The 25,097-nt window shown below is 59.8% G+C and carries 22 protein-coding genes; 18 read left to right on the forward strand and 4 right to left on the reverse strand.

Going from position 1 to position 25,097, the window contains the following annotated elements; translation table 11 throughout:
* Positions 1–459 precede the first annotated feature (459 nt).
* From POR16_RS15070 to POR16_RS15120, 11 genes are all read left to right on the forward strand, one after another.
* The gene (locus tag POR16_RS15070; protein WP_005890443.1) at positions 460–1,896 is read left to right on the forward strand and encodes an undecaprenyl-phosphate glucose phosphotransferase; all 1,437 of its coding nucleotides are present in this window, start codon (positions 460–462) and stop codon (positions 1,894–1,896) included.
* Entirely contained in the window at positions 1,896–3,353 is a 1,458-nt protein-coding gene (locus POR16_RS15075; RefSeq protein ID WP_054997027.1) for a mannose-1-phosphate guanylyltransferase/mannose-6-phosphate isomerase, read from the forward strand. Before POR16_RS15070 ends, POR16_RS15075 begins: the two co-directional genes overlap by 1 nt.
* Positions 3,354–3,481: 128 nt before the next feature.
* Positions 3,482–4,258, forward strand: a complete 777-nt coding sequence (locus POR16_RS15080) for a polysaccharide biosynthesis/export family protein (protein WP_042932289.1) — start codon at positions 3,482–3,484, stop codon at positions 4,256–4,258.
* A gap of 17 nt (positions 4,259–4,275) precedes the next feature.
* Entirely contained in the window at positions 4,276–6,267 is a 1,992-nt protein-coding gene (locus POR16_RS15085; protein ID WP_005890439.1) for an exopolysaccharide transport family protein, read from the forward strand.
* Positions 6,267–7,445, forward strand: coding sequence for a glycosyltransferase (locus POR16_RS15090; RefSeq protein ID WP_005890438.1), 1,179 nt, complete (start codon positions 6,267–6,269; stop codon positions 7,443–7,445). Before POR16_RS15085 ends, POR16_RS15090 begins: the two co-directional genes overlap by 1 nt.
* A 1-nt stretch (position 7,446) precedes the next feature.
* On the forward strand, positions 7,447–8,757 hold the full coding sequence (locus POR16_RS15095) for a cellulase family glycosylhydrolase (RefSeq protein ID WP_005890437.1): 1,311 nt from the start codon (positions 7,447–7,449) through the stop codon (positions 8,755–8,757).
* A 2-nt stretch (positions 8,758–8,759) separates the two neighbouring features.
* Complete coding sequence (locus POR16_RS15100; RefSeq protein ID WP_024689756.1) at positions 8,760–9,977, forward strand: glycosyltransferase family 4 protein; 1,218 nt, start codon at positions 8,760–8,762, stop codon at positions 9,975–9,977.
* Positions 9,968–11,068 carry a glycosyltransferase family 4 protein gene (locus tag POR16_RS15105; RefSeq protein ID WP_005890435.1) on the forward strand — a complete coding sequence of 367 codons (1,101 nt, stop codon included), beginning with the start codon at positions 9,968–9,970 and terminating at the stop codon, positions 11,066–11,068. The genes POR16_RS15100 and POR16_RS15105 overlap by 10 nt, the downstream gene beginning before the upstream one ends.
* Positions 11,068–12,486, forward strand: a complete 1,419-nt coding sequence (locus POR16_RS15110; RefSeq protein ID WP_005890434.1) for an O-antigen ligase family protein — start codon at positions 11,068–11,070, stop codon at positions 12,484–12,486. Before POR16_RS15105 ends, POR16_RS15110 begins: the two co-directional genes overlap by 1 nt.
* Positions 12,483–13,304, forward strand: coding sequence for an acyltransferase (locus tag POR16_RS15115; RefSeq protein ID WP_005890433.1), 822 nt, complete (start codon positions 12,483–12,485; stop codon positions 13,302–13,304). The genes POR16_RS15110 and POR16_RS15115 overlap by 4 nt, the downstream gene beginning before the upstream one ends.
* A gap of 15 nt (positions 13,305–13,319) precedes the next feature.
* Positions 13,320–14,735, forward strand: coding sequence for a lipid II flippase MurJ (locus POR16_RS15120; RefSeq protein ID WP_005890430.1), 1,416 nt, complete (start codon positions 13,320–13,322; stop codon positions 14,733–14,735).
* On the opposite strand, the gene POR16_RS15125 is transcribed toward POR16_RS15120, so the two are convergent.
* Positions 14,669–15,622, reverse strand: a complete 954-nt coding sequence (locus tag POR16_RS15125; protein ID WP_042932287.1) for a LysR family transcriptional regulator — start codon at positions 15,620–15,622, stop codon at positions 14,669–14,671. The genes POR16_RS15120 and POR16_RS15125 overlap by 67 nt on opposite strands.
* 127 nt (positions 15,623–15,749) lie before the next feature.
* Between POR16_RS15125 and POR16_RS15130 the strand changes: the two genes are divergently transcribed.
* The 6 genes from POR16_RS15130 to POR16_RS26315 all read left to right on the forward strand — a co-directional run bounded on the left by POR16_RS15130 (position 15,750) and on the right by POR16_RS26315 (position 20,832).
* A complete protein-coding gene (locus POR16_RS15130) occupies positions 15,750–16,910 on the forward strand; it encodes a TDT family transporter (protein ID WP_054989298.1) in 1,161 nt (386 codons plus the stop codon).
* Between the two features lie 65 nt (positions 16,911–16,975).
* Positions 16,976–17,893: an EthD domain-containing protein gene (locus POR16_RS15135; protein ID WP_005890422.1), complete on the forward strand. Its 918-nt coding sequence runs from the start codon at positions 16,976–16,978 to the stop codon at positions 17,891–17,893.
* 89 nt (positions 17,894–17,982) lie between these two features.
* Positions 17,983–18,279, forward strand: coding sequence for a DUF7693 family protein (locus tag POR16_RS15140; RefSeq protein WP_005890420.1), 297 nt, complete (start codon positions 17,983–17,985; stop codon positions 18,277–18,279).
* Positions 18,280–18,503: 224 nt separating this feature from the next.
* Entirely contained in the window at positions 18,504–19,721 is a 1,218-nt protein-coding gene (locus POR16_RS15145) for an aldose 1-epimerase family protein (protein WP_024689760.1), read from the forward strand.
* A gap of 164 nt (positions 19,722–19,885) precedes the next feature.
* Positions 19,886–20,563 (forward strand): type 1 glutamine amidotransferase domain-containing protein, encoded by a 678-nt coding sequence (locus tag POR16_RS15150; protein ID WP_005890416.1) that lies wholly within the window; start codon positions 19,886–19,888, stop codon positions 20,561–20,563.
* Positions 20,564–20,682: 119 nt separating this feature from the next.
* Positions 20,683–20,832, forward strand: coding sequence for a hypothetical protein (locus POR16_RS26315; protein WP_005890415.1), 150 nt, complete (start codon positions 20,683–20,685; stop codon positions 20,830–20,832).
* A gap of 7 nt (positions 20,833–20,839) precedes the next feature.
* Here the strand turns inward: POR16_RS26315 and POR16_RS15160 are convergent, their stop codons facing one another.
* The 3 genes from POR16_RS15160 to POR16_RS15170 form a co-directional block, all read right to left on the reverse strand.
* On the reverse strand, positions 20,840–21,775 hold the full coding sequence (locus tag POR16_RS15160) for a LysR family transcriptional regulator (RefSeq protein WP_005890414.1): 936 nt from the start codon (positions 21,773–21,775) through the stop codon (positions 20,840–20,842).
* A gap of 68 nt (positions 21,776–21,843) precedes the next feature.
* Positions 21,844–23,067 (reverse strand): cyanate transporter, encoded by a 1,224-nt coding sequence (locus POR16_RS15165; RefSeq protein ID WP_122381248.1) that lies wholly within the window; start codon positions 23,065–23,067, stop codon positions 21,844–21,846.
* A 112-nt stretch (positions 23,068–23,179) separates the two neighbouring features.
* Complete coding sequence (locus tag POR16_RS15170) at positions 23,180–24,271, reverse strand: MBL fold metallo-hydrolase (protein WP_005890411.1); 1,092 nt, start codon at positions 24,269–24,271, stop codon at positions 23,180–23,182.
* Between the two features lie 195 nt (positions 24,272–24,466).
* Here POR16_RS15170 and POR16_RS15175 point away from each other — a divergent pair, with 195 nt between their 5' ends.
* Positions 24,467–25,081 carry a TetR/AcrR family transcriptional regulator gene (locus POR16_RS15175; protein ID WP_005890410.1) on the forward strand — a complete coding sequence of 205 codons (615 nt, stop codon included), beginning with the start codon at positions 24,467–24,469 and terminating at the stop codon, positions 25,079–25,081.
* Positions 25,082–25,097: the final 16 nt, after the last annotated feature.

Consider the following 25,097-nt stretch of genomic DNA (forward strand, 5'->3'; position numbering starts at 1 on the left):
GCGTCGGGACGCATTTTGCCCGGCGCATGATTGTGACCCCGGACAAGGCGAAAAGGCCCGTCGGTTTCATATAATTTTCAATCTCCCTCAAAAAATCTGCCCCTTTGAATGGCTGATGTGCCCGACCTTGGAGGCTCCTGTCTCACCCGTCGCAACTGAATTGGACCGATTTAGTTACAGCAGTATTTTTTTCATGAGCTTTACTGACAACAGAACCATCCATTTGAAGAGGTTTTCATCTACAAATCACTGAAAAGTCTTAAATAAAATTCGGCTCTGGACGACATAACTAAAGTGATATTCACAAAAGACAGACCGAATCCTTCATCGCAGCGACGGGTAACTGGCTAAGCTGGAGCAGTGATGGCAAAGAGATACTTATCTGCAAGCTGCGCGCAGCCATCAGAGCACGTTCAGAACCAGCAGGGTTCTGACGCCTACAGGGAGTAAGGAAGATCTATGAGGTTGCAGCCAGTCGACAGTCTTTCGCTCACCCGCACCAGTCTGGTCGAATATTTTCTGTTCGGCATTCGATTGGCCCACGGCATTGCCTGCATTCTGCCGGGGCTGGCGATCATGTTGCTCATGAAGGACAGTGGCCTGCAGACGCCACAGACTTACCTGACCATGCTGCTGTTTTTCGGCAGTGTCGGCGTGCTGGTGTTTCAAGCCATGGGGGTCTACTCAGAGGCCCTGTTCAGCAACGATTTACGCATGCGGGCAATGGCGATCGCCTGGACCGCAGCATTCGGCCTGCTGCTGTTCATGCAACAGGCCATGGGGTTGTTCGGTTACCTCTCCAATGAAGAGCTGCTGATCTGGTACCTGACCAGCCTTGCGTTGTTCGGCGTCATTCGCCTGTTGCTGCTGACACTGTTCAAGCGCCAGATGCGCAAAGGCTTCTTCCTGCAACATGCGGTCATTCTGGGCGCGACTGAAAACGGGCAGCGTCTTGCCGAATACCTCCTTGAACATCAGGACATTCGCTCGGGCGTGATCGGTTTTATCGACGATCGTATCGGACGCCTGCCCAAGACCGTCGCCAACCTGCCGATGCTGGGCAACACCAGCGATCTGGAGCGTTTGATTCGCGAAGAAAAGGTAACCCAGGTGCTGGTCGCCCTGCCCTGGACGGCTGAAAACCGTATGGATTACATCATTCGCGAACTGCGCAGGTTGCCGGTCAATGTGTTGCTGGTGCCAGACATGATTGCTTTCCGACACACCCACAACCGCATTACCGAAGTGGCCCGGCTACCGATGTTCAACGCCTCGGACGTTCCGCTCAACGGCTGGTCGCCCTTCATCAAGCGTGCCGAGGACATTGTCCTGTCGTCTCTGGCCCTGCTGGCGCTGTCGCCGGTCATGCTGCTGGTCGCGATGGCCATAAAGCTCGACTCGCCAGGGCCGGTGTTTTTCCGCCAGAAGCGCTATGGCTATAACAATCGCCTGATCGAGGTGTTCAAGTTTCGCTCCATGCATCAGCACCAGGCTGACGCAACAGCCGAACAACAGACCACCCGAGGCGACGCCAGAGTCACCCGGGTCGGGCGCTTCATTCGCAAGACCAGCCTTGATGAACTGCCGCAATTGTTCAATGTGGCGGCAGGCAGCATGTCGATGGTGGGGCCGCGTCCACATGCGACCGCCACCAAGGCTGCCGGGATTCTTTTCGAACAGGCGGTGAAAGAGTACACATCGCGGCACCGCGTCAAACCCGGGATTACCGGCCTGGCGCAGATCAACGGCTATCGTGGCGAAACCGACACAGTAGAAAAAATCGAAAAAAGGGTCGAGTTCGACCTTGAGTACATAGAAAACTGGTCTGTCTGGTTCGACCTGTACATCCTCATGCGCACTGTGCCTGCAGTGCTATTCACTCGCGAGGCTTTCTGATGAGCACACTCATTCCCTGCATCATCGCCGGCGGCTCCGGCACCCGCCTGTGGCCTGTCTCGCGGGAAGCCATGCCCAAGCCGTTCATGCGCCTTCCCGATGGCGAAAGCCTGCTGCAGAAGACCTTTTTGCGCGCGGTCGGTCTGCCCGGTGTCGATCGTCTTCTGACCGTCACCAATCGTGAAGTGTATTTCCGCACGGTCGACGACTACCGGCAGCTGAACAAAGGCAAGGCACGTCTGGACTTCATCCTCGAGCCCTTTGGCCGCAATACCGCCGCAGCTGTTGCTGCGGCTGCACTGCACGTGAGCGAGCTGTACGGCGACGATGCGCAATTGCTGGTGTTGCCGGCTGATCATCTGATCACCGACGTTGCGGCGTTTGCCCGCGCCGTGGCGGCGGCTCAGGCACTTGCTGCCGACGGCTGGCTGGTGACGTTCGGTATTCTGCCCACCGCGCCCGAAACCGGTTTCGGTTACATCGAAAAAGGCCCGGCGCTGGGCAACGACGGCTGTCAGGTGGCACGTTTCGTCGAAAAACCCGACGCAGCCACTGCTCAGGCTTATGTCGATGGAGGCCTGCACTTCTGGAACGCCGGCATGTTCTGCATGCGCGCCGACGCCGTACTGCGTGAAATGCGCGCTCATGCCCCCGAGGTGCTGAACGCTGTCAGTGCATGCCTGGCGTCAAGCCAGCGCAAGGAAGGCGATCGCGAATTGCAGATCGAGCTGGACAGCGATTCGTTTGCCCTGGCACCCGACATCTCCATCGACTACGCCTTGATGGAGCGCTCCGACAAGGTGGCGGTGGTGCCCTGCCAACTGGGCTGGAGCGACATCGGCTCCTGGCAGGCCGTGCGCGAACTGTCGCCCGTCGATGCACAGGGCAACTATTGCAACGGCGAAACCGTGCTGCATGACGTCACCAACTGTTACATCGATTCGCGAAAACGGCTGGTAGGTGCGGTCGGCCTCGACAATCTGATCATTATCGACACCCCCGACGCGCTGTTGATCGCCGACGGTCGCCGCAGTCAGGACGTCAAGATCATCGCTCAGGAACTAAAGCGTCAAGGGCATGATGCCTACCGCCTGCACCGAACCGTAACCCGCCCGTGGGGCACCTACACGGTGCTTGAAGAAGGCAAGCGCTTCAAGATCAAACGCATCGTGGTGCGCCCCAGAGCTTCGCTGTCATTACAGATGCATCACCATCGCAGCGAACACTGGATCGTGGTCAGCGGCATGGCCACTGTGACCAACGGCGAGCGGGAATTCATGCTCGACACCAACGAGTCGACGTTCATCAAACCGGGCTTCACTCACCGGCTGGTTAATCCGGGAGTCATCGATTTGGTGATGATTGAAGTCCAGAGCGGCGAATACCTGGGCGAGGACGACATTGTGCGGTTTACCGACATCTATGGCCGGGTGCCGGAAAAACCCGCCAAAGGCTGAGCGACCGCAGGCAGTTTGCACCGATCAAGTAAATTTGAATCACGACGCTTACGTAATGCAGTACCCGCCATCATGAGTTTATTACCCGCAAGGGAGCCGTATTTGTGCATGACAGGAGTTCAGGAACAATGAGAAGCATGATGCTGATTGCCAGCCTTTTGCTGGTGAGTGCGTGCAACACCCCGTCGCGGGTCGGCTTGCCGGACGATCGTGCGCAAATCGAGGCGGGCCAGGCGGCCGGGCGCGCGTTGGCGGGTAAACCGCTGCCGCCGGAACGCATTCGTCCTGGCGACACGCTGCGCATTGTGCGCAACAGTGGCGAGGCGCCGTCGATTTCGGCGTTCACGGCCAACTCCATCTATGAGTTGACCTTGTTCCAGGTGCTCAATGACGGCACTTTTTCCTACCCCTACATCGGTACGGTAAAAGCGGCCGGCCTGACGCTACAGCAATTGAATGACCTGCTGGAAAGCAAGCTGCAGACTGTCTACCGCGAGACGGCACTGACCATCAATATTTCTCAGTCGCCGGGCAATACCGTGTTCGTGGGCGGCGCCGTGCGCAATTCGGTCACGCTGCCGATCAACGTGGCCACCAATCTCAATCAGGCCATCCTCGGCGCAGGCGGGGTCGCGCTGGACGCAGATGCCGGTCGGGTTGCACTGCTGCGTCAGGAAGAGAACGGGCTCTACAAGACCTACTTTTTCGACTACAGCAAGTTCCTCTGGGCAGATGCCGGAGGCCCAACCGCGCCGGTACTGCTGAAACGCGGCGACATAGTGTTTGTTCCCAAATCATCGGTCGGCAACAAGGTGGACGGCGTGTCCCTGTACTTCAACCAGCTGATTCCCTTCGCGAAGTCGATCGGGCTGGGCATGAACTACGAGTTGCGCAATAACAATTAATTGTCAGGGATACAGACATGATCAACATCCGCTCATTCCGCGACCTGCTGCGCCTGTTCTTTATCTTCAAGCGCGAAGTCAAGATTACCGTGCTGGCGACCTTCGTCATTATTCTGCTGGGCGCCTTTCTGCTGCCCAATCGCTATGAATCAACAGCTCTGCTGCTGGTCAAGCCCGGCCGCGACAGCAGCACTGTGCCTATCGAGCTTTCCGACCGTCAGGCCATCGTCATACCCAGCGGCCTGCGTGACCCGCTGCTCGACGAAGAGCGCATGCTCAGCGGCCGACCGATCATGCGCGCAGTGTCCGAGAAGTACCTGGCGGAGCTGTCAATGGCACCCCCTGAAACCGGCGTGCTGGCATCGATAAAGAACGGCGTCAAGGCAGTCGTCGGGGGCGTCGTCAACGGCGTGCGCAGCGTCCTCCAATTCATCGGTCTGGTGGAACACCGCTCGCAGGTCGAGCGGCTGGCCGAAGACCTGGAAAAGAACTTCAAGGTCCGCCATGAGCCTGGTTCCTCGGTAATGGAACTGACCTTTACCTGGAACGACCCCGCCACGGCACAAACAGTACTCAAGACGTGGATCGATGAATATCAGTCGCAGCGCACCAAGACTCTTGGCCGGGTCAGCCTGTATGCGTTCTACGAAGCGGAGGTGAAGACTACCGGTGAGAACATCATCGAATACAAGAAGCAGATTCAGAACTACCTGAACCAGCTCAGCGCAGTCAGTATTTCCCAGCGACTGGCCGATACGTCTCAGGGGCTCAACGACCTGCGCACCGAACGCAACAATACAACGCGCTCCATAGCCTCGACCAAGGCAGGCCTGGACCTGCTGAAAAAGCAGCTGTCCGAGCAGCCCAAGACCGTCTCCGCCGGACGCGAGCTGGCGCTCAATCCCAATCGCCAGGACTTGCAGAACCGCATCAATGGCAAGGAAGTGGAGCGCCAGGAAATGCTCCGCTCGTTCAAGGACCAGGCGCCACCGATTCGGGCGATCAATGAGGAAATCGATAACCTCAAGAAACTGCTCAACGGACAGGAGGCAACTGTTCAGCGCTCCGAAAGTATCACGCCCAACCCTATCTACAACCGCATGCAGAACGTCTACGCCGATCAGCAGACCAGCTACGCACGCCTGCAAACCCAGCTTGCGCAGCAGAATGCACAAATCGCTCAACTGGAAAACGATCGCCAGCAGGCGCTGAATCTGGAGCCGGAGCTTTCACGCCTGCAGAACGAGCTGGATGCCTCGGAAAAAAGCTACGCGCTGTACAAGGACAGTCTGGAAAAATCCCGCATCGACCGCGAGCTGGACAACAGCCAGATCAGCAACATCGCAACCATTGAAGAGGCAACGTTCAACCCCAGCCGGGTCTTTCCGAAAAGCCTGTTGATGCTGCTACTGGCGTTTCCTTTGAGCGTTGTGGTGGGCGCGCTGGCGTTGTACTTCTTCTACCTGCTGGATCAGCGCATCCATGACGGCGACAAGATCGAGAGCAGCTTTGGCGTGCCGGTCTGGACCAGCCTGCCAGATCTGGAGCGCGCGCAGGAACGCAGCGCTGCCTTTACCTCCAACCTGCACCGTGTTTACGGAATCCTGCCGCTGGATCAGGTCGACGGACAGGGCCTGACCCTCGGCTTTACTTCGGTCAAGTCGGGCGCGGGTGTGGCCTTCGTGATCGAGCGGCTGCGCACGTTGCTGGTCGAGCAGGGCCATCAAGTCCGCACTGAAGGGCGCAGCCCTGCCAGCCCGGGTGAAATCGTGCTGATCAACGCCTCGGCACTGTCCGCTAATCAGGACGCTTTCGTGCTGCTGCGCAAGGCTGATCTGATCGTACTGGTGGTGCGTGCCGAAGAAACCACCGTGCCGATGCTCGAGGACACACTGAACAATCTCAATACCGCCTTCAAGAAGGTCGACGGCATCATCGTCAACCGGCGCCGTTTCGAAGTGCCGGAACGCGTGCTGAAGTTCCTCAAGCGGTTCGGGAGTCGAGGCTGATGAGAATCGCGCTGCTGGCACCGCTGCCGCCCGAGCAGAACGGCATCGCTGACTATGCCGGGCATCTGCGCCAGGCGCTGGAAGCTCTGGGACTGCAGATCAGTACGCCGCTGCAAGGGGTAGGCAATGATCCTCGCGCCGCAGAACAGCGGGTGGCTGACACGGACTGGAGCAGCGTGGATCTGGTCCATGCCGAACTGGGGGGTGGAAGACTGGCGGAGTTCCAGGCCTTGCGCGCCCTGCGCCGGCGCTTCCCGAAGCTGCCGCTGACCGCGACCGTACATGACCCTGAACGACTGGTCTGGCGCCGCGAAAAGCTTCCCTGGCCACTGTCGATCGCCAGCGGTATGCGTTCACCTCTGCCGGAGATGGCCACAGTGCTGGCCGACCCGCTGTGCCTACATGAAGAGCGACAGCTGGCAAGGCACATGACCCGGCTGGTGACCCTGACACAGGCAGGCAGTCAAAGCCTGCGTCAGCGCATGGGCCTCAAGCCAGCGCAAATGGTTGTGATCCATCACGGCAACGTGGCGATTGCGTCGGCCCCATTGCCGCCGATGAAGCCTTTGCGCCTGCTGTACTTCGGTTTCATCTATCGCGGCAAGGGCATAGAGGACCTGCTGGACGCGCTGGCCAGTGTGTTCACTTCACAGCCCGCACTGCGTTCAACGGTACGCCTGACCCTGGCGGGCGGCAGCGAGCCGGAAATGGCATTCGGCCAGTCCGGCAGTTACCTGGAGCAACTGCGTACGCGTATTCGCCAGTTGGGCCTCGTCGACCTGATCGACTGGCAACTGGACTTGCCTGCCGAGCAGATCGCGCAGGTCATTCAGGCTCATCATGTGATGGTGCTGCCCTATCGCGAATCAAGCAAACTGAAGATTCTCGGCAAACTGCGCGGCACCAGCGGCGCGCTGTCGTGGGCAGTGGCCTGCGGCAGAGGCGTCATCACCTCGGATGCACGTTCATTTGCCGAAGAAGTCTCGCACGGCAACGGCACGATCTATCCTCAGGGTGATGTCGAATGCCTGGCCAGTGCCCTGGCGCGTGTCTGCGCATCGCCCGAAATGATCCAGCAATGGGCAGTGAACGCCTCGCGCATGGGCGAGGCCCGGGTCTGGAGTCATACCGCCGAACATTTCCGGGACGTCTTCCGCCAAGCCTGCGAGGAGAAGTGACATGCAGCGTTTATCCAGATTCAAGGCCGTTACAACCGCGCTGATAGCTGCCACCCTGAGCTGCGCCGCTCAGGCGGCAACGGTCCTGAAAGCGCCCCGCGACGTGGTCTGGAAAGACTTTCTGGGTGTCAACGTACAGTTCCAGTACTTTGCGCCGGACATCTATAGGCAACAGATGGACCGTCTGGATGAGCTGGGCCTGAACTGGGTGCGGCTGACCATCCACTGGCCGATCATCGAACCGCAAAAGGATCAATACGCCCTGACCGAACTGGACGCCGCCATGGCGGCGATCAAGGCGCGCAACTACAACACGCTGGCGTACCTGGTCGGTTCGGCTTCGTTCGCCAGCAGTGCCCCGGTCGATGCCCGAAGCCGCGATCAGTACCCGCCCAAAGATTTCAACGTCTTTGCCGCACGCATGACCGCTCTGGCCAGGCGCTACCCGCAGGTGAGCAACTGGCAGGTCTGGAACGAGCCCAATATTATCTGGCTCCCCAAGGAGGACCCGGCGGCTTATGGCCGTTTGCTGACGACCACAGCCGATGCCATTCGCGCAGCCTTGCCGGATAAAACTATCGTCACCGCAGGCATGGCCTACTACAGCCAGATGCACAGCACCTCCGGCTACATGCTGCAGGCCCTGCTCGACAACGGTCTGGGCCAGCAGAATATCGTGGCTGCCTACCACCCATACTCCGAATACCCGGAAGGCGACTCGGTGGCAGACCGCGACTTTCTGGTACGCGCCGATGCCATGAATAACTTGCTGCACAGCAACGGTGTCAAGCAGGTGTGGGCCACCGAATGGGGCTGGTCAAGCTACGACGGTCCGGTGGAGATGCAACAGCTGATTGGCACTTCAGGCCAGGCCGACTACACCCTGCGGCGCCTGGCGCTGATGAGCGCCCTAGACTTCCAGCGTATCTTCCTGTTCAACCTCAGCGACCTTGACGAGCGTGCTTCGGCCCGTGATCAGGGCTACGGGCTGCTGGACCTGCAAGCAGGCCCCAAACCGGTCTACACCGCACTGCAGAACTTCCTGAAGATCACCGGCCCGCGCCTCAAACCTGCGGACCCGCCTGCGGTGAGCGCCGTGCCCGGCGATCTGTACGCGGTGCCGTGGAGCAGGGACGATGGCTCCCGTCTGTTGATGTTCTGGAGCGCCACCGGCACATCGCTGAATTTTCCAGGCATCACCAACGCAGTGGTGCATGACCCGCTGACCGGCAGCCGTACCCCGCTGTCCGGCAGCCAGGGCATCACCCTGCTGCTGAAGCCGACTCTGCAAATCCTGGAATGGAAACCTTGAGCATGCGAATTCTATGGACGCTCCCCTACCTGCCATGGCCCACCACCAGCGGCGGCAAGACCCGGGAATATCACCTGCTGCGCAACCTGGCAGCCCGAGGCCATCGCATCACCCTGCTGGTTCAGTCCAAGACTGCGCTGGATGATGAATCCCGCTCGGCACTTGAACCCTGGCTGGAGCGCCTGATCGTGATTGATCGACGTCCACTGCTGAGCTTCCGCACAATGCTGGCTGTGGCGTTCTCGCCTGCTCCGATGCTGGCCAGTATCAACGGCTATGCCCCGACACTGGAAAAAGCCTTCGAGCAACTGCTCGAGGAAGACTGGGACATCATCCAGCTGCAGCATACGTATTTCTTTCAGCCTTTCGAACGCGCGCTAAAACGCTCGGGCAAGCCATTCGTACTGACCGAGCACAACGTCGAATCCGACTTGGGTGCCGCCAGCTACGACCGGCTGCCGCGCTGGGCCGGGGCTTTTGCTTTGTATGATCGCTGGCGCTACAGACGCTGGGAAAGCCGCGTGTTTCGTCAGACCGGCGAGTTGATTGCAGTGACCGAGGACGATGCCAAGGTGCTGTCGCGCCTGAGCGGCAGGGCCACGTCCTATGTCGTCAACAGTGTCGATTGCGGCTACTACGCCAGTGTGCGTGCCGACCGCGGCAGCCATCGCCTGCTCTTCATCGGCAATTATGAGTACGGCCCCAACATCGACGCCATCGAATGGGCACTGGATGAGATCATGCCGAAGGTCTGGGCTCAGGCACCGGAGGTGAGTTTTGCCATCGGCGGTTTTGGCATGCCTGAGAGCTGGCGCGAGCGCTGGCCGGACCCACGCATCGAATGGCTGGGTTTCGTACCCGACCTGCGCGCCTTGCAGGCCACCGCCTCGATGTTCTTCGCCCCTTTGCGCCAGGGCGGCGGTTCCAAACTCAAGACGCTGGAAGCCATGGCCGCCGGCTTGCCGGTGGTGACTACCGCGCAAGGCGTCTCGGGCCTGTCGGTGACCAATGGCGAACATTATCTGGGCAGCGAAGATGCAGCCGGACTCGCCACATTGATAGTCGAATACACCGACAAGCCACTGCGGCTCGATCAGATCGGTGAGGCAGGCCGCGTTTATGTGCGCGCCCGGCACGACTGGTCGGTGTCGGCTGCCCAGCTGGAAGTGATCTACACCCGCTTTTCGCCCACCAAGCAAGGATCGCGCTCATGCGTATAGGACTCGATTACCGCGCGGCAGCCGGTTACCCCATCAGCGGCATCGGCCGCCAGAATTTTGCGCTGGAGAAAGCCTTCCGCGAGCACCCGGACGTGCAACTGCAATTGTTCGGCGTCGCACCTTACGACCATCCGGTGCGCCGCGTGATGCATGCGCCGCGCTGGGCTGCCCCGCTGGACTCGGTGCATCGCCTGCCGGACCGCGCGCGCTTCGAGGGCTCTTTCCTGCCTGGCGCCCTGCGCGATGCAGGCATCGAGGTCTATGTCGCGAATATCAACATGGGCCTGCCGCTGGGTCGAAAACCGGCTGGCATGCGCTATGTGCTGCAACTGCACGATCTGTTTCAGATCACCCAGCAGAACAGCCACGTTTCGCGCCTGAAAGCCCGCGTGTACCGTTTGACCGACTACCTGTCGATTGTCTGGTCGCTCAAGGTTGCCGACCAGATCTGGGTGCCGTCGCAATTTACCGCCAACGAGGCGGCGCGCCTGTTCCCACGGTTCAAGGACAAGCTGCGGGTCGTGCCCCTGCTGGTCGAGCGCTTCGAGGGCGAACCGGCCGACGTCACTCACCTGCGGCTGCCCGAGCGCTATTGGCTGTGCGTTGGCACTCGCGAGCCGCGCAAGAACATCAAATGGTTCGTCGAGGCCTGGCAGACCGCACGCATGCAGTTCGTCGACACCCCGGAGCTGGTTCTGGTCGGTAGCGATGAACCGTTGACCGAAGCGCAGCGTCAGTTGCCGGGTCTGCACGTGCTGACCGGCCTCAGTGATGCCGAGCTGCACACAGTCTACAAAAATGCCGAGCGGCTCTGGCAGCCGTCAAGAAGCGAAGGTTTCGGGCTGCCGGTGATCGAGGCGCTGAACGTGGGGACTCCAGTAGCCGTGGCCACCGGTTCGTCGCTGGATGAAGTCGCCCCACCCCACAGCCCGCGCTTTTCGCCTGATGACAGCGGCAACCTGATCAGGCTGATGGGCACGCTGTCCCATGCCCCCGAAGAAGACCCGGCTCTCGCCAGGGACTGGACCGACCGCTATCAGTTGAAAGCGTTCTGCGATCGCGTTCACGCTACGCTGGAGGAGCTGCGCTGATGCCACTGGCGATGCCTCTGGGGTTACTGATCAGCCTGTTGTTCGGGGTGATGATCTGGCTGTTGCCGATACCGCTGGTGCTGATGGCCGTGCTGGGTATTGCCGCCGTGGCGACAGTCATGCGCCGCCCAGTGCTCGGCTTGCTGCTGTTCGGCTTTATCGGGACCTTTCTGCCCTACTCCACGGTTCAGATCGGCATTCGGACGACGGTGTCCGAGGGGCTGATCATGCTGACCTGGGTCAGCTACCTGCTGCAGGGCGTATTTTTTCAAGAACAGGACAAAGTGCCCCCGATGCTGCGCACCGAGCGGTTGCTGGTCGCCTTGATGCTGTTCAGCGCTTTTCCGTTTCTGGTGGGCCAACTGACCGTCGTCGCCGAAGGCAATGGGCCGATCAACTGGGTCCGCTGGCTGTTCAACCTGTCGATCCTGTTTCTGGTGCCACGCTTGCTGACCGATCTAAAGACGCTGGAAAGCCTGGTCATTGCGTTGCTCGGCGGGACGCTTCTGTTGCTACTGATGTCGATCTCGATCTATGTCAGCAAAGGCTCGGGAACAGCAATCATCCCGATTCTCGGCAGTCTGGGCTACAGCGGCGCAGACACCCTGAACGATAGTTTGCAATCATTCGCCACCCGGATGGGCTCACCCTGGATGCACCCCAACGTGGCCGGTGGCGCTCTGGCAATGTTGCTGCCGCTGGCATTCTGTTTCGGCATGACCCGCAGCGGCATGGCACGCAAGCTGGGCCTGGCCGTTGCAGTGTTGGGCGTCGTCGGCCTGCTGCTGACCGGGTCACGCGGCGCGCTGGTGAGCCTGCTGGCAGTGATGCTGTGGATGGTCCGTCGGCGTGTCCCGCATCTCGGTCGGTTGCTGATGGGTGGCATAACTGCCGGCGTCGTGCTGTTGATGTTCTATCCACCGCTGCAAGAGCGGCTGATGGGCCTGTTCGCCGATGACGACGTCAGCACCGCGATCCGCTTCCTTGAATACAGTCATTTCCCGGATGCAATGGCGACGTTCCCGTTCGGCATCGGTTTCAAGACCGATCCGCCAGTTCTGGGCTACACGCAATTCGGTATTTCCAATTTGTGGCTGAACTTCATCTACAAGATCGGTCTGCCCGGCATGCTGCTGTTTATCGCCGTCACGGTCAGTTGGTGGAAGGCCGTACGCCCCGACACGGGCCGAATCGTGCTGACCCACGAAAACGCGATTGCGCTGGGTTGCATGATCGGCGTTCTGTCGGCCCTGTTCAGCGGCCTGTTCGACCACTATTTCAGTTTCACCAGCGTGCTGGCTGCCCTGTTCTGGCTGTTTGTCGGCATCAGCCTGCACGAAACCAGGCGCCTGCGCGCCAGCGCCGCAAACTCACGTCATCACCCCGCTGCCCCACCCGAGCTGGAAGCCTCCGTATGAAACATCGCATGCTGCATTCGCACAACCTCAGAGAGGCGCTGCCCGACTACGCACGCAAGATGGCCGTGCCACTTGAAGAACTCGAAGCCGCCTACCAGTGGATGCTCGACAACGAAGTGTGCTTCGAGACGCGTATCAAGGAGCGGACCTTGTCGTTCATCTGCTACCTGAACATCGAGCCGAGAATCGAGAACCCGCTGGCACGACGTTTTTACAAGTTGCTAGCCAGTGAAACCCTCGGCGCCCTGATTCCGCTTTACGGGATCAACTGGCCGACGCTACGTGACCGCATGCTGCGCACTTGGGAGTTGGCTTACAACATTCTGATCTGCAAGGTCCCCAGCCATACCCTGCGCCTGCTCTGGCTGCGTATCGGAGGGGCAAAGATCGGCAAAGGCTCGACCGTCTGGCGCAATACCGAAGTTCTGGGGGTCGACAGCCTGCGTATCGGCAATGACACCACAGTGGGCTGGCATTGCCAGCTGGATGCACGTGGCGGGCTGGTGATTGGCGATCACGTCACCATCGCCTCGCATGTGCTGATTATCGCCGGAGGGCACGACCTGAATGAACCCGAGTTCTGGGCGGTGGGTGGGCCGGTGTTCATCGGTGACTACGCCTGGATCTGCAGCCGCGCCCTGCTCTCGTTCGGTGCCGACATCGGCGAAGGTGCCGTGGTCGGTGGCAACAGCGTGGTGTCCAAGCCTGTCGCGCCCTACGCGATCGTCAGCGGCCCAAATGCCGAAGTCAAAGGCGAGCGCGCGCGTAATCTCAAGTACAAGGTGGGCGGCAAAGGCCTGTTCACCTTGTTCCACTGATCGGCAGCGCCTGCGATGCTGGGTTCGACACTCTGGCTGACACTGGCCACCCTTACCGGCCTGGCAGCCGGTTTTGCCCGTGAGTGGCTGTTAGTCGCGGCCTGGGGCGCAGGAGGCCAAAGCGATGCGTTTCTGGTCTCGATGTTTGTGCCTGAAGCATTGCGCATGTCGCTGGCAGCCGGCTTGCTCAGTGCGGCGGCCTTGCCGCTGTATCAGCAACGCTCCGCCGAGCGGCAGCAGCGCTGGCTCGGTGGGATGGCACCGCGACTGCTGCTGGGCGGTCTGGCACTGAGCCTGATGCTGGTGGTCGGTGCCGGGCCTCTGGTGCGACTGATAGGCCCGGGACTGGATACCGATGGTTACGTTCAGGCTGCTGGCGGCCTGCGCTGGCTGGCCTGGTGCGCCCCCGGTTTTTTGCTGCACGCATTGTTCTGCGTACCCTTGCAGGCTCGGTCGCGGTTCGTACTGGCCGGGCTTGGCTCGCTGCTGTTCAACTTGCCAGCGGTGATCTACCTCGCCACTTCTGGTCACGCATCCACATCGATCGGCGTCGCCAGTGCCTGCGTGCTGGGCAGCATACTGATGCCCAGCGTGCTGTTACCGACGTTGTACCGGTCCGGCTGGCGACCCTGGCAGTGGCAATCGGAAGCTGGCGCCGTGCGCGAACTGTTGCAACGCATCGGGCCACTGCTGAGCAGCAACCTGGCCAGCCAGGGCCTTGCTTTGCTTGAGCGAATGGTGGCTTCGTTGCTTGGCGAAGGCGCGGTGACCTGGGTCAACCTGGCGCGCAAGCTGATAAACCTGCCGTTGATAGCGCTGATGAGCCTGAATCAGGTGCTGTTGGGGCTGATGAGCGGCAGCGCGGGCGATCAGCGTCTGTCGCTGCTACGGCGCGGGCTGGGCAGCGCCACCTTGCTGACCTTGCCAGCGGTGGCCGGCCTGATAGGTGCGGCTGGCGCGCTCGTAACCCTGCTGCTGCCCGCTCAGACCCACGACGGCCCTTTGCCGGGACTGCTGGCATGGTTTGCCGTACCGCTGATGTTCGGTGCCTGGAATGCGTTGCTCGCACGGTATGCCTACGCAGCAGGTGATACACGTCTGCCGCTCAACTGCGAACTGATCGGCAGCCTGTGCAACGCGCTGCTGCTCGGTACATTGCCCTTGGTATTCGGTCTGTCCGGCATCGCCATCGCAGCATTGGGCGGCGCACTGGTCACTGGTCTGCTGCTGATGCGGCGCCAGTCACTGCTCAAGGTCCTGCCCTGGCGCAGTCACTGGTTGCTGGCCAGCGCGCTGATGGTGATCGCCGCTCTGGCCCTGCATCCGCTGCAAAATACCTGGCTGCAGCTTGGATTGAGCTGCCTTTATGGTGCGCTATTGCTGGCAGGACTGGCGTTATGGCTCAAGCCGTGGCGCAGCACAGAAGTCTGATCGACGGCTTGCCTGCAGGTATCGCGGAAGCACTCAAGACTCGGCGAGATGAATTTGTCGCGGTGCCTGATCATGAAGAATCGCCGGTTCAACGGCGGCAGTGGGCTGGCAAGCGTCTTCAACTGACCGCTTGCCAGCAGATCAGCCACCACGCGCCGGGACAGACAGCTGATGCCGATGCCCTCAGCAAGGGTGCGTTTTATTGCCTCGGAACTGCCCATCTGGCGCATGTCCTTCAGATCATGCAGGTGCCTGAGCAGCAAGTGCTCGACCTCCTCCCGGGTTCCGGAGCCCGGCTCGCGCAATAGCCATTCCGCATGCTGCAATTCAGTCAGTGATACCTGTGCCTGCCGGGCCAGCGGATGACTGCTGCCGGCAACAATGAGCATCTCATCGACCCGCCAAGGCTCGGCGATCAGTTCCGGCAGATGACACGGCGCCTCGATCAGACCCATGTCAATCTCGAACTGCGCGACCTTGCGGGCAATCGATGCGCTGTTGCCGATGTCCACGTCCACCCGCAACAGCGGTGCCGAGGCGCGAAGCGCACCGATAATCAGCGGCAGCTCGTAATTGCCGATAGTGCTGCTACTGCCGATTCGCAGGCGCGCATTCAGGCTGGCATCGGGCAGCAGAAAACTGTCTTCGATCTGCTGGGCGCTTTCCAGCATCGTCATGGCGCGGGGCAACAGCGCCTGTCCACTGTCATTAAGGACCAGCCGCTTGCCCACCCGGTCGAACAGGCGCGTGCCGAGCGCACTTTCCAGCTCGTTGAGTGCAGCGCTGGTGGCCGACTGAGATAACGCCAGCGCATGGCCTGCACTGGTAGTGCTGCCGTGCCGCGTAATAGCGCAAAAAATCTGCAGTTGCCGCAGGTTAAGCCTCAAGGGCGAACTCCATTCAGGGTTTATCTACCTGAAATACAGGTAACAAGAAGCTAGATTACCCGTTTAGAGAATTTATTGTCGAACCTTAAACTAACTGCACATCCGCAACTACCCGCAGGAAAACGCCATGAACCGGCTCGCCATCATCATCAAGGGTTACGCCCCTCTCAAAGCCTTGGCGAGCCCGCGCGAAGCGATCCGCCAATTCACGCCAAACTGGTTCGCCGTAACCATGGGCACCGGAATTCTGTCGCTGGCGTTGGCGCAACTGCCAGGCAACTCAGCACTTTTGCGTAACCTAGGGGAAGCACTGTGGTTCCTCAATATCGGCCTGTTCGTGCTGTTCAGCGTGATGTACGCCTGTCGCTGGCTGTTGTTCTTCAACGAGGCGCGTAAGGTGTTCGGGCATTCGACGGTCTCGATGTTCTTCGGCACGATCCCCATGGGCCTGGCGACCCTCATCAGCGGCCTGCTGGTCTTCGGCCCGGCACGCTGGGGCGATTCAATTGTTCCGGTTGCCGAAGCCCTGTGGTGGCTGGATGTGGCCATGGCGCTGGCCTGTGGCGTACTGATCCCGTTCATGATGTTCACCCGCCAGGAACACAGCATCGAAAAAATGACCGCTGTATGGCTATTGCCCGTGGTGGCCGCCGAAGTCGCAGCGGCCTGCGGCGGGTTACTGACGCAGCAGCTCGCCACGCCAGATGCGCAGTTCACCGTGCTGATCACCAGCTACGTACTGTGGGCCTACTCGGTGCCTGTTGCGCTGAGCATCCTGGTGATCCTGCTGTTGCGACTGGCACTGCACAAACTGCCGCACGAGAGCATGGCGGCATCGAGCTGGCTGGCACTGGGCCCGATCGGTACGGGCGCACTGAGCATGCTGGTGATGAGCAGCGATGCCCCGGCAGTGTTTGCCGCACACGGCTTGGCGTCGGTGGGCAGCGTGGCAGCCGGCGTCGGGGTCATTGCCGGTATGCTTTTCTGGGGGCTGGGCCTGTGGTGGATGGCGCTGGCAGTGCTGATAACAGCGCGCTATTTCAAGCAAGGTCTGGCGTTCAATCTGGGCTGGTGGGCATTCACCTTTCCACTCGGGGTGTACGCGCTGGCGACGCTCAAACTGGGTGCGACCCTGCATCTGGGCTTTTTCGACGTGTTCGGCCAAGGGCTGGTGGGGTTGCTGGCGGTCATGTGGCTGATCGTGTCTGCGCATACCCTGGCGGGCGCCTACCGAGGGCATCTGTTCGTCTCGCCGTGCATTGCATCGAGCGCATGTGCCCTTCGGTAAATCTCCTTGAACTTACTTTCGCAGCGGGGCGCCTGAGATAGACACCTTCCGCACAGAGAGTATTTATGCATACCTCAGCACTGCCCGACGATTACGGCTCCCGCGACGAGAACATCGTCATCAATTCCTACACCACTGTCCTGCGCAGAGACGGGGTCCCTCACGCGTTGTTCGCCACCTACTGGCGTGACGTTCACGGCCCGCTGTGCGCAAGGCTTCCAGGCCTGGGGTGGTACGTTCAGCACCATCTGACGCGAGAAAAGGACGGCCATCTGTGGCCGGTCATCGAAGGCGTCAAGCCACTGCAGGGCTATGTGCTTGATGGCGGCGTGGAGATCGGCTTTCTGTCCGCCGAGGACCAGAAGCAATTCAAGGACGCCAGCTCCCTGCTGTTTACAGACGAGCAGAACATGTTCGCGGAAACCATTGCCTACGACGTGCCGGACGGCTCGAGCACGCTGGTCGATCGTCTGCCTGATCCGATCCCCAACGAAACGGCAACCCAGGACAAAACCCATCTGCACTTTCATCTCGACAGCGGTGATCGGTCGGCTGCGCGCGACGCCGTGGAAAAACTGGCCCGCGAGATGGCCGGTGCCGATGCGGTCCTCAAGCTGCGCCTGCACCTCGCGCAACCCTACGACAACGCTCAACCGGCACCGCCTGCACCCGATGTGAATCACGAAGTCGAAGAGCCCCGTCTGGACATGGTCATGATGGAAGTGGTGTTCGAGTCGGCCTGGACTCGTCGGACCTACTACGCGAGCGAGCATTTCAAGGCCATCACCCAAGGCCTCGGCGCGCATGTTCGCTATGTAACACCATTTGGCGTCAGCGGTGTCTACACCTACGTGCGTGACGCGATCATGACCGCCGCCGGGGTGCGTGGCAGCCGTCAGGCTCAATTGATTCGTCAACTCGGCGCGATCAATCAGACACGCCCGGAGATCGAAAGCCTGTTCGGCGCGGCACAATCATCCTGAAGGCAGGCTGATCAGGCAGCCAAACAACGGTAACGGTGCGCGACTCAAAACCGCGCTTTACTCAGCGAAAATCGAGATACTTGAAGCCCATGAAAGCATTGACCACTCGGGAGGTGTACCAGCAACTGCGAGATGCTGCGATGGGCACGCGAGAAATGCAGCGTGTTGGCCACACCTCGGACACCGGGCTGCATCAGGTGACCATAGACGGCTGGCTGCTGACGCTGGAAACGATCGAAAGCAGCCTGAGCCACTGCCGCTACAGCCGCTGCCCGGACGGGCGGGAAGGCTCGTTCGAGAGCTGGCTGCGGACTGACCCGGTCAGCTTGCTCAGCGCCTGGGAACAGGCGCAGATCGAACGGTTGCTGAGTGGGGCTGTTGCCTGATGTCCTGCGCGGGCGCGTGAGGAACGATAACTTTCTGATCGTCGTCTCCAGGCTTCGCGCTCATCGTGATACACAAGTGCTGCCGGGCCTGGAAATACCGCTCCACAGCTGCCTTCATTTTGGCTAGACTCAACTGATTGCTGAATCGTTTAACTCGGCTTTGGTGTCAGGTTGAATGCGCTCTGCAAGACCATAATTCCAATAATTCCAGAAGGACCACCGCCATGAAATCCCTTCCCCTGCTTGTAGGCCTCGGCGCGTTGACTGCCGCTTCCAGTGTTTTTGCCTGGGACTACGTGCTGCTCGATACCGACAAGGCTGCGCAAAATCAGCAGATCACCAGCCAGCAATTGGGCGTCAAGACTGACAAGCCGTTCACGATCACGATGCGCACGCTGCATGGCGGTCGTCAGGAAGGCGTGAGCATTATCGATATCGACAACGGCACGATGAAGCTGTCGGTGGTACCGACCCGCGGCATGAACGTGTTGCATGCCTCGGTTGGCGACGTGCGCATGGGGTGGGATTCACCGGTCAAGGATGTCGTCAACCCGGCGTTCATCGAGCTTAACGGCCGTGGCGGGCTGGGCTGGCTGGAAGGGTTCAACGAACTGGTCGTCCGTTGCGGTTACGAGTGGGTGGGCCATCCGGGCATGGACAATGGCGAGTTGCTGACCCTGCACGGTCGCGCGGCCAATATCCCGGCCAGCAAGGTAACGCTGCAGATCGACGAAAAACCGCCGTATGCCATTCGCCTGAAGGGCGAACTCAAGGAGCAGGCGTTCAAGAAAGTGGATTTCTCGGTGCAGACCGAACTGGTCACCGAGCCTGGTAGCACAAGCTTCTCGCTTAACGATACGTTGACCAACAACGGCGATTATCCGAAAGAGTATCAGGCGCTGTACCACAGCAACTTCAGCACGCCATTCCTCGAACAGGGCGCGCGCTTCGAGGCACCGGTCAAGCAGGTCTCGCCGTTCAACGAGAAGGCCAAGGCTGATCTGGGCGACTGGCAGACCTACCGCGCACCTACCCCGGACTACGACGAGACGGTCTACAACATCGTGCCTTACGGCGATGAGAAAGGTGACACCGTAACCGTGCTGCACAACAAGGCCGGCAGTCTGGGCGTTGCCGTCGGTTTCAATACCAAGCAGTTGCCGGTGTTCTCGCTGTGGAAAAACACAGACACCAAAGGTCAGGGTTACGTGACCGGGCTGGAGCCAGGCACCAGTTTCTCTTATAACCGCCGATTCCAGCGCCCCCTCAACCTGGTGCCGACCATTGCACCGAAGGAGCAACGTCAGTTCCAGATCAGCTACAGCCTGCTGGCTGACAAGGGTGCAGTCGACAAGGCACTCGGGCAGATCAAGACCATCCAGGACGGGCGCGAAACCGAAGTCCGCAAAGAGCCGCTGGTGGACCTGACCAAAGAGCAATGATCTTTGCCTGAAGCTTTTCAGCGCCCAGTCTGAGCAAGGCCGGATCTTGACGTAAAGCACTGCGTCGATATCCGGCCTTGTTTCGTTGCGCAGCAAAGATTCTCATAACTCCTGGGGGTTTTGTCTGTCTACACCCTCCCAACCCTTCAAAAACGAGCATGAATATGAAAATCCTGATGGTTCTGACGTCCCATGACCAACTGGGCGACACCGGCAAAAAAACCGGTTTCTGGCTCGAAGAATTTGCAGCTCCTTATTACGTGTTCAAGGATGCAGGTGCCGAAGTCACATTGGTATCGCCTGCTGGCGGCCAACCACCGCTTGACCCTAAAAGCGATGAGCCTGACGCCCAGACCGCTGAAACCGAGCGCTTCGCCAAAGATACCGATGCTCAGAAAGTGCTGGCCAATACCGGACGCCTGGCTGAAGTAAACGCCGCCGATTTCGATGCTGTGTTCTACCCGGGCGGTCACGGTCCACTGTGGGATCTGGCCGAAGACGCGCATTCCATTGCTTTGATCGAAGCGTTTGCCAAAGCCGACAAGCCACATGGTCTGGTGTGCCACGCACCCGGCGTGCTGCGTAAGGTCAAAGCACAAAATGGCGAGCCGCTGGTCAAGGGTCGCCGCGTTACCGGTTTTACCAACAGCGAAGAAGAAGCTGTCGGCCTGACCAACGTTGTACCTTTTCTGGTCGAAGACGCGCTCAAAGCGTTGGGCGGCGACTACTCCAAAGGCGATGACTGGAGCGTTTACGTGCTGACCGATGGCAAACTCGTGACCGGGCAGAATCCGGCCAGTTCGGCGCAGGCTGCCAAAGACGTGCTGACTCTGTTGAGTTGATGCCTGATGCGCGGTTCGGTGCCTGAAGGGTCGGCATTGAACCGCGCGTCATTTAGATCGAATCTTGTCGGGCTGCAACAGCCCAATATCCAGATACCCCACCCCTCTGGAGAACTGCCATGACAGATGAATCCAAACGTGAAGACCTCGACCACAAACCGGAAAATGCCGGCAAAGTGGGTGAGAAGAACAAAGAACTCAACAAGCAGGGTGAGCAGCCACGACCTGGCACTTCTCCCGACCCGCAAAAAGACAATTCCGGCAGCTGATCGCTGGTCAGAGCAGCCCCCGCTCTGCACAGACCTTCACGATCTGTTCGCGCAGCCAGCAACTCGTTTCATCCTGATCGGCCTGCGCGCTCCAGACCATGTCCAGGCTAAAACCGGGCAGGTCCGGTGGCAGCTCGAAAACAGAAACCCACGGCTCGTTACCCAGCAGGGTCTGAATGCGCCGTGGCAGCACCAGAATGAAGTCGGTACCCTCGAGCAACTGTAAGGCCGCCCGGTAACTGTTGGCACGAGCGACAATGTCGCGTTCCAGCCCCTGACGTTGCAGCCAGCCATCAACCATATTGCTGTCGGAGGTCCAGGGGGTCGGGTATACATGCCGCCGCCGGGTAAAGGTGGTCGTGTCAATAAGTGCGCTATGCGGCGCGAACTGCGAGTCCATGACGCAAACCAGATCATCCTCCAGCAGTACCTGCGAAATCAGGCTGTCGGGCACTCGATGAAAACCCGGACCGAAACACAGGGCCAGATCGAGATGGCCGTCGTTGAGCGACTCGACTGGCAAATGCTTGTCCAACTTCTGCACGTTGACAGTGACCGAGAACCCCGCCGCCGCGAAATCGCGCATCAGATGAGGCAATACCAGCAGCTCGAAATACTCGGGAGCACACACCGTGAAGGTGGTTTGCCTGCGTGTCGGATCAAACAGCTTCAGCCCGTCATGGCAAAGATTGATGGCTTGCAGGATCTGCTGCACATGGCTGTGCATGGCAAGGGCCTTGCGGGTCGGACGCATGCCATTGCGAGTGCTGATGAACAAGTCATCCTCGAAATTCGCACGTAGCTTTTTCAGGCAGTAACTGACCGTCGACTGACTGACATGCAGCGCTTCGGCGACCAGCGTCAGATTGCGTTGCTCATACACTGAGACAAATACCATCAGGTCCTGCATGTCCAGCTTTCTCAGAGCATTACTGTTGAGCATCAAGGCTTCTCGCTGGCGTTGCGACCGGACGGTCAGGACTGCGCGAGCAAGATAGCATCAAAATGCAATCAGGCAGCCTCTTCGCATTCCGGCGTACTCCGGGCATCACGCAGATACCGATGATAATGCCGCGGGTTAAGTCGAGCCACCATCAGCAGCATGATTGCGACCAGTGCCATGAGCGACCACCACGCCCCGGCGAAACTGCCGGTCAGGTCGCGGATCATCCCGGCGAACAGTGGCGACAGGCTGGCGATCAGGTAACCGATCCCCTGCACGAACGCCGTGAGGCTGCCTGCCTGCTGCGGATCGTCAAGATGGTCCATCGACACGATAAGACTCATCGGGAACAGACCACCGATACCCAACCCCAGCAGGCCCGCCCAGACCAGGCTCGATTGCTCGGGCATCAGGATCAGACCGGCGAAACCGGCCATCATCAACCCGAGCAGAACACTCAGAGCGATACGTTTGTCCCGGCTACGGTTGGCCAGCGCCGGCACCAGCAAGCCCGAGATCACTTCCATCAGTGTCACAAACCCCAGCAACAGGCCGGCGCCCTGCTCGCTCCAGCCAGTTTCCACGTAATAAGGCGCCAGCCAGGCCAGCACGCAGGTATAGGAAGCAGTGCCCAGACCGAAGAAAACCCCGAGCATCCAGGCCCGAGGCAGGCGCGAAAACGCTCGCTGCTCAAGCATGGCCACTGGTGCATCAGGCTGCGACAAGCGCCGCTGCTGGCCCTTCCAGAAACACAGCGCCAATAGCGCCAGCGCGGACCAGACAGAAAGCGCGACATGCCAACTGCCACTAAGCCACAGGATAAGCGGACTCAAGGATGCGGCAATGGCTGCTCCACCCATGATCGCCGTGACGTAGAGCCCCATGCACAAAGAGACATGGGACTTGAAACGGGCTTTGATCAACGCGGGCATCAGCGCCTGGATAATAGCAACCCCGAGCCCCGCCAGCACGGCGCTGGCAATCAGGTCGACAGCCGACCCCAGAAACACACGCGCCAGGGTCGCCACGCCGATCAGCGCCAGCGACAGCATGACACTACGGTGCGAGCCCAGAAGCTGGGCAACCCTGACGCCGAAAAACATCGCCAGCCCCATGACCATGACCGGCAGCATGGTCAACAGCGACGCCGCAGCGAAGCTCAGCGGCATGTCAAGGCGAATCGCCGCCAGTAACGGACCGACTGCAGCCATCGATGGGCGCAGGTTCAATGCGACCAGAACCACACTGACCATCAACCCGATAGGTTTTCCCGCCAAGCCACGCAATTGCATACCGTAACCTTCGCTGTAAAGGTCACGATTAGGCCGGGTGGGCGGGTCGGCGGCAAATCAGAATATGGGACGTGCTATCGGAAAATCAGGTCAGACCTGGCGCACGCGGCTTTCAGGCGTTCTGACGACGGCCATCGCAACATTCGACCTGTTCTGTGCGCGGCGCCTCGGCACCGACGAGATCATCTACACCCAGCCACCAGGTCATTCCGCGACACGGAAATTGCAGGTAGAACGGCTGGCCCATCATTGGTGTTGTAATCAACACATTCTGTTCCCAGGCCAACGCCAGAATCCGGTCGAAAGGTTCGTGCCAGACATGCATCGCCAGGTCAAAAGTGCCGTTGTGGATCGGCAGCAGCCAGCGCCCGCGCAGGTCCAGGTGCGCCTGCAAGGTCTGTTCGGGCTGCATGTGTACCTGTGGCCACTCGACGTTGTAGGCGCCGGTTTCCATAAGCGTCAGATCGAACGGCCCGTACTGTTCGCCAATGGTCTTGAACCCGTCGAAGTAGCCCGTGTCGCCACTGAAGAAAATCCGCTGATCGTCGTCGATCATGACCCAGGACGCCCATAAGGTGCGATTGCTGTCGAGCAATGTACGACCCGAAAAATGCTGCGAAGGCGTGGCAACGAATTCGATACCCTCGATCTCGGTGGATTGCCACCAGTCGAGCTGACGAACCTTGTGCGCAGGGACGCCCCACTCGATCAGCGTATCGCCCACACCCAGCGGCGCCAGGAAGTGCTCGGTCTTGTCCGTCAGGGCTTTTATAGCCATGCGGTCAAGGTGGTCATAATGATTGTGGGAGAGAATCACACCGGTGATCGGCGGCAGCTCGTCAAGGCTGATGGGCGGCTGATGAAAGCGTTGCGGCCCTGCCCACTGCACCGGCGAGGCACGCTCGGCAAACACCGGGTCGGTAATCCAGAACCGCTTGCGCAGCTTGAGCAGCACAGTCGAATGACCCAGGCGATACACCGTATTGTTCGGTGCTGCCAGCAACTGCTGACGCGAAAGCGGCTGAACCGGAATTTCCCCTGCCGGGCGTGTGTCCTTGGGCTTGTTGAACAGCTGGTCCCAGAAGATACCAAGCGTCCGGAAAAAACCGAGCGGCTTCACGGGCGCATGATTGCGATAGCGCCCCTCGTGCCGAGACAGGACAGGCAGTGAAGTAACATCCTTTTTCTGGTGGGTCGAGGCCATGATTTGCTGACTCCTGAGGACAGGTTGAGGCTCCAGCCGTGCATACTTTGTACGTGAATCCCGTTGCAGGATGTCCGATGGAAAATATGTAACAGTGTTTTACACTACACGGTGTAGTTTTAAGCTTGCATGATTCTGGGCGACAAGTAAACTGCCAAGTGTACTTTTCTCTAAACGCACGTTTGAAGCGAACCTATGACCGCACCCATGCGCCTTACCGATCAGAAACGCGAAGCCATTGTTCTGGCAGCCATTGCCGAGTTTGGCGACCGTGGCTTCGAGGTCACCAGCATGGACCGCATTGCGGCACGAGCCGAGGTGTCAAAACGAACGGTCTATAACCATTTCCCCAGCAAGGAGGAGTTGTTCGCCGAAATGCTCCAGCGTCTGTGGAGCTGCGCCCCGCCGCAATCAGAGGTGCTCTACCATGCTGACAGCGGCCTGCGCGAGCAATTGAGAGACTTGCTGTGGGGCAAGATGCGCAACCTTACCAACAGCAGCTTCATTGATCTGGCGCGAGTGGTGGTCGGTGCAACCATTCACTCGCCAGAGCGGGCGCAGGTGTGGATGGCGCGCATCAATGAACGCGAAGAAACCTTCAGCGCATGGATCCGCGCCGCACAGAAGGATGGTCGCCTCAAACACGTCGACCCGGGCTTTGCCGCCACGCAAATGCATGCCCTGCTCAAGTCGTTTGCCTTTTGGCCACAAGTGACTTTCAACGCGCCATTGCTCACGCCCGATGAGCAAAGCAATGTCGTGGAATCGGCACTGAACATGTTTCTGGGCTGGTATGAAATGCCCCGCTGACACCGCCGGGTGTCTT

The sequence above is a fragment of the Pseudomonas coronafaciens pv. oryzae str. 1_6 genome, from assembly GCF_000156995.2.
Taxonomy (GTDB): domain Bacteria; phylum Pseudomonadota; class Gammaproteobacteria; order Pseudomonadales; family Pseudomonadaceae; genus Aquipseudomonas; species Aquipseudomonas tremae.